The organism is Nevskiales bacterium (assembly GCA_035574475.1).
Classification (GTDB): Bacteria; Pseudomonadota; Gammaproteobacteria; order Nevskiales; family DATLYR01; genus DATLYR01.
In genome coordinates, this window is the sequence record DATLYR010000156.1 from 1 (window position 1) to 9903 (window position 9903).

The following is a 9903-nucleotide window of genomic DNA, read 5'->3' on the forward strand; positions in this document are numbered from 1 at the left end:
ACAGCAGCCGGCCGGCCTTCATCCGCCGCCGCTGCAACTCCGATGCCGTGGGTTTCGATCTCATGCTGTCCTCCAAGTTATCACAGCATCAGACCACCTACGGTGGAATTAGTTTCAACTATTTATGCAAGGTTCAATAAGTTGGGTTCAGTCCGCGCCGGTGCTGATCAGCTCCAGCGGGCGGCTCACGGCCAGGCGGAAGCGCCCGCGCCCGGTCTTCTCGATGCGCACGCAGGCGTCGCGTTCGACCAGACGCCGCTCCAGCAGGATGAGCCGTGCCTCGAGGTTGTCGCTCAGGTCGGGCAGGCGGATGCGCGGATCCACGCGCAGCTCGCGGTTGGTGAAGCTGGCGCGGCCGCCGTTGACGTAATCCTGCAGCAGGGTCCACAGGATCGAGCCCGCCACCCCCTTGATCAGATAGTCGCCGTCGAGGAATACGCTGCTGTTCTCCGCGTAATACCGCACCGTGGCCCTGCGACCCTGCGCCGGCGCGCGCGCCGGATCGCTGTCCGGGGCAGGCTCGGGCGTCTCGGCTGCTTCCTGCAGGGCGCACATGTGGAGGCCCAGCTGCGCGGCTAGTACCACCAGCGCATCCTCGTCGTCGTAGGAAAAGCGCAGGTCCTGCGGGCTTTCCACGTACAGCACGCCGAGCAGGTGACCGCGCGCGAGGATCGGCACCGCCAGCTGACTGCGCGACTCGGGCAGCCCGGGCAGCGGAATCTCGCTCTCCAGCCGCTCGGCCAGACCGCCGCGTGCCGCCGCCTCGCGGATGGCGCGGCCATAGGAATACTCGGCGGTCATGTGGCCGATACGGATCGGTGTACGCTCGCGCGCCGCGACGCCGATCACGCCCTCACCATAACCGATTTCCGCACCCACACCCGAGTTCTCGTAGCCGCGGCTGGCGACGGTATACAGCCGCTCACGGCCCACGTCCGCCATCAGCAGCAGGGCCTGCGGGATATCGAACTCGGTCGCGAGGCAGTCGAGCGTCTGTTCCAGCAGGCTTGCCAGGTCACTGCAGGCATTGAGTTTTTCGACCGCCACACGCAGTGCCGACAGCAGGCTGAGCCGCGGCGCTGGCGCGGGCAGCGGCTGGGCGGAGAGTTGTTCGATCGTCAGCAGCCGGTAGATATCGGCGCCGAGCAGTCGAAATACTCCGCTCATGCCGGTGTGCGAGGCGATGCCGGCCAGCTTGGCCTTCATCCGCTCGAACAGCGGCCCCGCCGTTTCGGTGCGCAGATACTCCAGGCTCATGCGGTACATCTGCGCCGTCGCCGGGTGTGTCAGCAGCAGCCGCGCCTGGGGGTTGGCCAGGATGTTTTCGCGCGTCTTGTTGAAGAACTGGAACGACAGCGCGACATGCACGCTGTCCACGTACTCGACCTGCGACAGATAGGCCACGTTGGGCGTGCCGTCCGGCGCGCAGGTGGCGATCACGGCCGGCACCGCACCTTCCAGACATTCACGGATGGCGTCGAGTGTGGGACTCATCGCGTGAGCGGTGCGCCGGCACCCGGTCCCGGCGTCTGGCTGAAGGCGGCCTCGGGCGTAAAGCTGAGCGCAACCAGCGCGTCGTGATCCGCAGCCAGCAGTGCGGCGGTAAAGCCATGACCGTAACCGATCGTGGCCAGCTCTTCCGCGAGCAGGTCGCGGTAGCGCGCAACGATGGCGTGATCGCCTTCGGCCAGCGGCTCGATCGCGGCATCGCGACCCTTGAGCTGTACCGAGCGGTGCGTGCTGGGGCGGGTGAAGACCACGGCCACTCTGCCGTTCGCGCGCCAGTCGGCGAGCAGGCTCGTGGACTGGGGGCCGTCCAGGAATACCGTAACGCGGCGGCCATCGGGCGACACCCGGCAGCCGCGTGCGCGTACCAGGTTCGGGCAGTTGCCCGCGTCGCGCGAGGCGGCGATGACGGTCACGCCGCCGGTCACGAAACCGGCAAGCTCGGCGTCGAGCCGGAATTCTGTTACGGATGGCATGCGGACGACGCCGGTGATTCAGGCGTAATGGGCGTGGGCGCGCAAGACCCTGCCGTCCGCCCCGAACTCGAATACCTCGGCCACGCGGCCGCGATGGCCCTGGTAATAGACCGTCAGGCTGTCCATGCCGCACAGCACGTCGAGCACCTCGAAGCGCAGCTTCGGTAACGCGGCCAGCGCCTGCGCCCAGTAAGCACGGACCGCGGTCTTGCCGCGCAGGCAACCGGTGGGCTCGCCCGTCACCTGCACGATCATCGGCGAGCGCATCTCGAAATCCTCGGCGTAGTGCGCCAGGATGCGGTCCAGGTCGTGCGCATTCCAGGCTGCGGCCCAGTCGGCGGCGAACCGTCGCGCGGCTTCCGGGGTGAAGCGGCTCATGGATTCCGGCTCAGCCAGTCCAGGATCAAGGCGTTGACCTCGTCGGGCTTCTCGCGGTGCAGGAAGTGGCCGGCGCCCTCGACCAGTTTCCAGTCGTAAGGGCCCTGGAACAGGTCGCGCTGGAATTCCAGCAGCCCGCCGCGCATGTCCTGCGCGCCGCACAGCACACGCGTGGGCACCGGGGTACGCCGGTCCAGGCGTTTCTTCACGTTCGCCAGCGCCGGATCGAACTTGCGCGGATTGAACATCGCGCGGTAGTAGGCCAGGCTCGCCTGCAACGCGCCCGGCTCGGCCAGCATCTGCTTGATGCGGGCGACATGCGCGCGGTCGTTATAGGCCGGCGACCACAGCTTCCACAGCAATTCGATGAAGGCGTAGTTGTTGAAGCGGCAGATCGCCTCGGGCAGCACCGGCAGCTGGTACAGGAACCAGTGGAAGGCGCGGAATACATGCTTGGGCGATTTCTTCAGCGCGCGCCGGATCGCGACCGGATGCGGGATCGCCAGGATCACCGCGCGCTTGACCAGTTTCGGATAGGCGCCGAGCACGCCGTAGCCGATTGCGGCGCCCCAGTCCTGGCCGACCAGGTAGCAGGGCTTGCCGCCGTTGAGCGCGCCGATCAGCGCCTTGACGTCGGTCGCCAGGGTGGCGCGGTCGTAATAGCCGTTCTTCGGGATTTCACTCGGCGGATAGCCGCGCAGGAAGGGCGCCACCACGCGATAGCCGGCGCGCGCCAGCGCCGGGATCTGGTATTCCCAGGACCAGGCATTGTCCGGGTAGCCGTGCAGCAGCAGCACCAGTGGCCCTTCGCCCTGTTCCAGGTACGCGAATTGGATGCCGTTGGCTTGTATTTCACCCTGCTTCAAAGGACCGCCTCCAACCTGCTCTGATGTGGGTACGGGCCGCGGATGCGGCCGTATTCCTGCGCGTAGCGCATGACAAGTCAATCCCGGTAAGACGGGTCCTCGCGATCCAGCCGGCGCAGTAGCCCCGGCCAGGCCAGCGCGCCGCCCAGACCCTTGGTGACCTGCGTGGCCTGCGCCTGGATGCCGGCCAGAATCGGGGCCGGCACCCGAATCAATTCCTTGCCGCCGGACTGCGCCAGCACCTGGATGCGGCAGGACGCCTCCAGCAGGTACATGAACAGGAAGGCGTCCGCGATGCTCGGCCCGACGGTGAGCAGGCCGTGGTTGCGCAGGATCAGGAAGTTCTTCGTGCCGAGGTCTGCCACCAGCCGCGGTTTCTCGTCCTCGTTCAGCGCCACGCCCTCGTAGTCGTGGTAGGCCATCGAGGACAGGCAGAACAGCGATTGCTGCGAGATCGGCAACAGGCCGTCTTTCTGCGCCGACACCGCGATGCCGTGCAGCGAATGGATGTGCAGCACGCACTGCGCGTCCTCGCGCGCCGCGTGCACCGCGCTGTGGATGGTGAAGCCGGCCGGGTTGATGTCGTAGGGCGAATCCATCACCTTGCGGCCGTCCAGATCGACTTTCACCAGGCTGCTCGCCGTGATCTCCTCGAACAGCCACCCGTAGGGATTGATGAGGAAATGGTGCTGCCCACCGGGCACACGCGCGGAGATGTGGGTGAAGACCAGGTCGTCCCAGCCGAACCGTGCCACCAGCCGGTAGGCGGCGGCCAGGTTGACGCGGGTTTCCCATTCTTCCTGCGTGACCTGCTCGCGCACGCTGGGCACGGGCGGATGCTCGAGCGGCTTGGTCATGGCGCCTTCCTCCGGTCGGTCCCGGAATTAAACCACCATCCGCGGGGCCCTGCTCAGGAACGCAGCAGCCAGGTCAGCAGCAGGTGGGTGGCCAGGTAGGTGGCCGGGAAGACCACGAACATCAGCAGGGCCAGATAGGCCAGCGGGTGCATGCGCGTGCGCACGCCCTCGCCGCCCGGGCCGAAGGCCCAGTTGATGTTGCGCCCGGGATCGGTCAGCCAGTAGCACACCGGCATCACCAGCCAGCACAGCAGCAGCATGGCCGGCAGCGCGCGCGGGTCATAGCCCAGCCGCCACACCAGCCACAGCAGCACCACGGTCAGCGGCACGTGGAACAGCGACAGCATGCGCAGCCACAGCGGCCGTTCGGTCTCGAACATGTAGTCGGTCAGGCCGGTGATGCGCTTGCCGGTCAGCAGCCGGCCGAAATAGCTCAGATTCCACAGCGCCTCGGGCAGCAGCACGCCGACGGCGAGCGTGCTGGCGATCAGGCTGCTTTCCAGCCACAGCGCCAGCGTGCTGCCGATCAGCGCGATGTCGGAAAACCACAGGAAGTTCGCGGGCCCGTACTTGCGCCAGTAGATCAGCAGCACCACCGCCGTCATCGCGGTGTAGGCCAGCTTGAGCCACAGCGGGACCAGGGTCAGCTCCGCTTGCGCCGGCGCGGCTTGTGTCTGCGGCTGGTGGCACCGCCCAGCAGCCATTGCCACCAGGGCGGAGCCTCTTCGCGCCGCGGTTCGGCGGCCTCGCTGGGCGTGGCGAGGGAATAGACCGGCACCGGCTCCGGAAAGCCCTTGAGCTGCTCCGGCTCGCGCGCGCTGACCACGACGGCATCGTCGGGCCGCAAAGCGGCCTGGGTACGATCGTCGGCGAGAATCTCACCGCCGGCCGCACGGCTGCACAGCCGCGCGGCGAGGTTTACGGGTGTGCCGACCGCCACGTATTCCAGGCGGCCGGCGCCGCGGATGGCACCCACCGTGGCCTTGCCGGTGGCCACACCGATGCCCAGGCCCAGGTTCGCACCGGCCTCGCTGAGCACGGGCGGCACGCGGCGCATGATCTCCAGCGACATCAGCGCCGCCCGGCGCGCGTGGTCCTTGAGCGGCAGCGGCGCACCGACCAGGATCAGCACGCCGTCGCCGGCATGGTCCTTGATCGTGCCACCGTACTCGCTGGCCACCTCGCCGACCACGTTGTAGTAGCGTTCGAGCAGGTTCACGACCTTGCCCGAATCGTGCTCGCGCGCATAGGCCGTGAAGCCGCGCAGGTCGCACAGCACCACGCTCAGCGGCCGGCGCTCGCGCTGCAGGACCTTGGACAGGCCCTCGCTGCGCACCACGCGCGCCACCTCGGGCGACAGGAACTGGCTCATGAAATGCCCGCGCTGGCCCTGGATCACCAGGTAATGCAGCGTGCCGGACAGGTAGATCAGCAGGCCGATGGCGATCGTCACCGGAATGTAGAGGTCGCTGACCACCAGGCCCGAGATCAGGAAGGGCGCCGCCACGAACAGCGCGCGCAGCCGGATCGCCTCGGCCTTGTCGATGCGCGAGCGCAGCAGCAGCCCGATGGCGATGGCGCCGCACAGCATGCTGGTGCCCAGGAGGGGCGCGAAGATCGCCCACTCGATGCTGCGCACCTTGAAGAAGCCGGGCGAATCGGCGGTCGCCAGCTCCGGGAAGAAGTGCACGTAGCCCATGGACATCAGCCAATAGACCAGCACCAGGATTTGCGCGGCGCGGAACAGCCCGATGGCCGCGCGCGCCAGCGCCACCTTGGCGGTCTTGCCGATGCGCAGGCCCCATTCGATGCCGGCCAGAATCGAAACGCTCTCCAGGCTGGTCGCCACCAGCGGAAACAGCGGGTTGTCGCTCTCGTCCAGGCCGAAGGCATCCATGAACAGGCGCAGGCCGATCAGCACCAGGCTCAGCGCCAGCGGCCGACCGATGGTATTGGCGCGGTCCGCCCAGAAATAAACCGCGCCGGTGCCGGCAGTCAGCAGGCCCATGACGAAGTAGGCGTTATCGAATGCGGGCATCATGGGCGGTAGCGGCATCCCTGCCGTTACGCCGGCCTGGCCGGCCGGGTGAAAGACCAGTCTGCGAGCTCGGCCAGCTTCGCCCCCCCCTGAGCATCGAACCAGGATTCCACCAGCCGGTAGGCGATCGAAACCGGTGGCGGCACGAAGAGTGCCCGCTGCCGTAAGAGAGTCTGCATCTCATCGTAATCGAACCAGCGCGCGTCCTCCAGCTCCTGTCCGTCCACGCGCACCGGCTGCAGCGCGGCCTCGGCATGGAAGCCCAGCATCAGCGCGGCGGGGAACGGCCAGGGCTGCGAGGAGTGATAACGCACGGTGTCCACGCGCACGCCGGACTCCTCGAACACCTCGCGCGCCACCGCGTCCTCCAGGCTCTCGCCCGGCTCGACGAAGCCGGCCAGCGTCGAATACACGTTCGGCGGCCAGCTGGCCTGGCGCCCGAGCAGGCAGTGCGGGCGTCCTGCGTGCTGCGCGGCCACCAGCACGATGATGGACGGATCGGTGCGCGGGAAGTGGCGCTTGGCGCAATCGGCATTCGTGCAGTCGCGCGCGTGCCCTGCCTCCTGCACCCGCGTCGGCGCGCCACAGCGGCCGCAGAAACGGTGGCGGCGATGCCAGTAGAGCAGGGCGCGCGCGTAGGCCAGCACCGCGGCCGCGTCACGGTCCATCCCGACCGAGGCGAAACGCAGGTCCTTGAACTCGCCGGCGCGCAGCGCGTCACCGAACTGCTCCGGCGCCAGCGCCGACAGCTCCAGCGCGAACCAGGCCCGATCCTGCCATTCGCCGAGGAATACGACCGGATCGGCCTGTGGCAGCAGTTCGGCTGCCTGGGCGCCGTCAAGAAAGACCGCTTGCCGCTGGTGGATCAGCGAACGCATGCGCCACACCGGCACGAAGCGCGAGGCCGGATCGCGCAGGCGCTGCTCGATCCAGGCCGCGTCGCGCCGCCGCTCGCTCAGGCGGTCGAGCGGGCCGGCGGCGAAGAGATTGTTGTGGGTGGGGGTGCGTCTCACGGCTTCTTATTCTATCTAGATATAAGAAAATCTCTAAGAATTCCTTTTGAATCTATACGGTTTGTCCTAATCTGCGCGCCGTGTTGAGACACCGTGTACCCAGACCGGACCCGAACATGAGCAGACCCGACGAGCTCGACGCATCCGAGCCAGGCACGCCCGTGCTGCATCAGATCCTGCGCGCCCTGCACAGGCTGCGCTACGGCGCGGTGGAAATCGTCGTGCACGACGGCCGCATCGTACAGATCGAGCGGCGCGAGAAACTGCGTCTCGACACCGGTCTGCCGACCCGATCATCAGGCTGACCCGACTACACCTTAACCCAATTATCCGATGAACTGACCGGACCACCGGAAGTTCCACCACCACCTAAGGAGAACTTCCGTGTCACCGCATCGTCCATTATGGCTCGGCAGTCTGATCGCAGGACTCGCCATCGCCAACCCCGCTTTCGCTGCGAACAGCGACGAAGCCCGCTTCGAAGAACTCGAGCAGAAGATCAAGGTGCTCGAGCGCAAGCTCGAGATCCAGCAGGAGGAAGCGGCCAGCAAGGCCAAGACCGCGCCGGTGATCAAAACCGGCGACAAGGGCCTGAGCTTCGAGACCGCCGACGGCAATTACCAGTTCAAGCTCAACGGCCTGTTCCAGGGCGATGGCCGCTTTTTCCTGGACAACGGCGAGCGCAAGGACCTGGAGGACACTTTCCTGCTCCGCCGCGTGCGCCCCACTCTGCAGGGCCAGCTCGGCAAGTACGTTGGCTTTCGCCTCACCCCGGAATTCGCCGGCGACAGCGCGACCGTGGTCGACGCCTATGTGGACCTGAAGTTCTCGCCGGCCGCAACCCTGCGCGTCGGCAAGCAGAAGGGCCCGGTCGGCCTGGAACGCCTGCAATCCGGCGGCGCGATCGTCTTCGCGGAACGCGCCTTCCCGACCGAGCTGGCGCCAAACCGGGACATCGGCTTCCAGCTGCAGGGCGACGTGCTCGACAACCGCCTGAACTACGCGGTCGGCATCTACAACGGCACCGCCGATGGCCGGGATTCCCCGACCAGCGATGCCGACAACGAGCATGAGCTCGGCGCGCGTGTGTTCCTGACGCCCTTCGTCAACAACCCGGGCAGCGCGCTACAGGGCCTGGGCTTCGGCCTCGGCGTCAGCCACGGCAAGAAGGAATCCGAGGTCGTGGGCGTGCAGAACAGCCTGCTGGGCCGCTACCGCAGCCCGGGCCAGGAGCAGATCTTCAACTACCGCAACGCGGCGGCGAATTTCGTCACCGCCGACGGTGATCACACGCGCATCTCGCCGCAGTTCTACTACTACCGCAACAGCTTCGGGCTGATCGGCGAGTACATCACTTCGGAACAGGCGCTCGGTAAATCCAACAACGCCGCGATCGCGGAAGAGCTCAAGCACAAGGCCTGGCAACTCACCGCTTCCTACGTGCTCACCGGCGAGGACAACGGCTTCAAGGGCGTGGCCAAGCCCCTCAACGAGTTTGACCTCGGCAAGAGCGGTTGGGGCGCCTTCGAGCTGGCCGCGCGCGTCTCGAAGCTGGAGATCGACGACAAGGCCTTCGACGGCGGTGCCGATTCCTTCGCCGAGCGGCACGTTGCCGTGAGCGAGGCCCGCAGCTATGGCCTTGGCCTGAACTGGTATCTGAACGCCAACACCAAGCTGGTGTTCGACTACTTCAACACCTCGTTCAAGGATGGCGCCGGCGTGGCAGCGGCCCCCGAAGACCGCGACGACGAGAAAGTCTTCATCACCCGCGTCCAGTACCAGTTCTGACGCGCCCACCCCAATCAACAGAGGAACCTGACCATGTTCAAGCAGAGACTGATCGAGATCTTCGGTTCGGCGGTATTGTTGCTGGGCCTGGCCTACGCTTCGGTGGCGGGCGCCAGGGATCTCACCCTGCTCAACGTGTCCTACGACCCGACCCGCGAACTGTACGAGGACTACAACGCGGCCTTCGCAAGACATTGGAAGGAAACGACCGGTGAGACCGTAACCATCAACCAGTCCCACGGCGGCTCGGGTAAGCAGGCGCGCGCCGTGATCGACGGCCTGCAGGCCGATGTCGTCACGCTGGCGCTGGCCTATGACGTCAGCGTGCTGCATGAGAAGGGCAAGCTGATCCCGGCCGACTGGCAGAAGCGCCTGCCCAACAACAGTTCGCCCTACACCTCCACGATCGTCTTCCTGGTGCGCAAAGGCAACCCGAAGAAGATCCGGGACTGGGGTGACATCGTGAAACCCGGTGTCTCGGTCATCACGCCGAACCCGAAGACCTCGGGTGGCGCGCGCTGGAACTACCTCGCGGCCTGGGCCTATGCCGAGAAGCAGGGCGAGTCGCCGCAGGCGTTCCTGAAGAAGCTGTACAAGAACGTGCCCGTACTCGACACCGGCGCGCGCGGCTCGACCACCACCTTCGTACAGCGTGGCATCGGCGACGTGTTCCTGTCCTGGGAGAACGAGGCCTTCCTGGTCTTGGAGGAGTTCGGTGCCGACAAGTTCGAGATCGTGGTGCCCTCGATCAGCATCCTGGCCGAACCGCCGGTCACGGTGGTGGACAAGGTCGTCAACAAGCGCGGTACGCGCAAGGTCGCGGAGGCCTACCTGCAGTACCTGTACTCAAAGGAAGGCCAGGAAATCATCGCCAAGCACCATTACCGTCCGCGTGATCCGGAAATCGCGGACAAATACGCCAAGACCTTCGCGCAAGTGGAACTGGTGACCATCGACCAGTTCGGCGGCTGGGACAAGGCG

11 protein-coding genes are annotated in these 9903 nt (G+C 66.5%); 3 read left to right on the plus strand and 8 right to left on the minus strand.

Features of this window, described 5'->3' with window-relative positions; translation table 11 throughout:
- Nucleotides 1-147: 147 nt before the first annotated feature.
- The 8 genes from VNJ47_09165 to nudC all read right to left on the minus strand — a co-directional run bounded on the left by VNJ47_09165 (nucleotide 148) and on the right by nudC (nucleotide 7134).
- A complete protein-coding gene (locus VNJ47_09165) occupies nucleotides 148-1494 on the minus strand; it encodes a GAF domain-containing protein (GenBank protein HXG29002.1) in 1347 nt (448 codons plus the stop codon).
- Nucleotides 1491-1982 carry a pyridoxamine 5'-phosphate oxidase family protein gene (locus VNJ47_09170; GenBank protein ID HXG29003.1) on the minus strand — a complete coding sequence of 164 codons (492 nt, stop codon included), beginning with the start codon at nucleotides 1980-1982 and terminating at the stop codon, nucleotides 1491-1493. Before VNJ47_09170 ends, VNJ47_09165 begins: the two co-directional genes overlap by 4 nt.
- 18 nt (nucleotides 1983-2000) lie before the next feature.
- Nucleotides 2001-2360: a nuclear transport factor 2 family protein gene (locus VNJ47_09175; GenBank protein HXG29004.1), complete on the minus strand. Its 360-nt coding sequence runs from the start codon at nucleotides 2358-2360 to the stop codon at nucleotides 2001-2003.
- Nucleotides 2357-3226 (minus strand): alpha/beta hydrolase, encoded by an 870-nt coding sequence (locus VNJ47_09180; protein HXG29005.1) that lies wholly within the window; start codon nucleotides 3224-3226, stop codon nucleotides 2357-2359. The genes VNJ47_09175 and VNJ47_09180 overlap by 4 nt, the downstream gene beginning before the upstream one ends.
- Before the next feature lie 77 nt (nucleotides 3227-3303).
- Nucleotides 3304-4083, minus strand: a complete 780-nt coding sequence (locus tag VNJ47_09185) for a class II aldolase/adducin family protein (GenBank protein HXG29006.1) — start codon at nucleotides 4081-4083, stop codon at nucleotides 3304-3306.
- Nucleotides 4084-4136: 53 nt separating this feature from the next.
- Entirely contained in the window at nucleotides 4137-4793 is a 657-nt protein-coding gene (locus VNJ47_09190) for a hypothetical protein (GenBank protein HXG29007.1), read from the minus strand.
- On the minus strand, nucleotides 4727-6124 hold the full coding sequence (locus VNJ47_09195; GenBank protein ID HXG29008.1) for an adenylate/guanylate cyclase domain-containing protein: 1398 nt from the start codon (nucleotides 6122-6124) through the stop codon (nucleotides 4727-4729). The genes VNJ47_09190 and VNJ47_09195 overlap by 67 nt, the downstream gene beginning before the upstream one ends.
- A gap of 23 nt (nucleotides 6125-6147) precedes the next feature.
- Entirely contained in the window at nucleotides 6148-7134 is a 987-nt protein-coding gene (nudC, locus tag VNJ47_09200; protein HXG29009.1) for an NAD(+) diphosphatase, read from the minus strand.
- A 116-nt stretch (nucleotides 7135-7250) separates the two neighbouring features.
- Here nudC and VNJ47_09205 point away from each other — a divergent pair, with 116 nt between their 5' ends.
- The 3 genes from VNJ47_09205 to VNJ47_09215 all read left to right on the plus strand — a co-directional run.
- Complete coding sequence (locus VNJ47_09205) at nucleotides 7251-7439, plus strand: YezD family protein (protein ID HXG29010.1); 189 nt, start codon at nucleotides 7251-7253, stop codon at nucleotides 7437-7439.
- A 79-nt stretch (nucleotides 7440-7518) separates the two neighbouring features.
- Nucleotides 7519-8922 carry a porin gene (locus VNJ47_09210; protein HXG29011.1) on the plus strand — a complete coding sequence of 468 codons (1404 nt, stop codon included), beginning with the start codon at nucleotides 7519-7521 and terminating at the stop codon, nucleotides 8920-8922.
- Between the two features lie 33 nt (nucleotides 8923-8955).
- A partial coding sequence (locus VNJ47_09215; GenBank protein ID HXG29012.1) for a sulfate ABC transporter substrate-binding protein occupies nucleotides 8956-9903 on the plus strand: 948 nt, incomplete at its 3' end.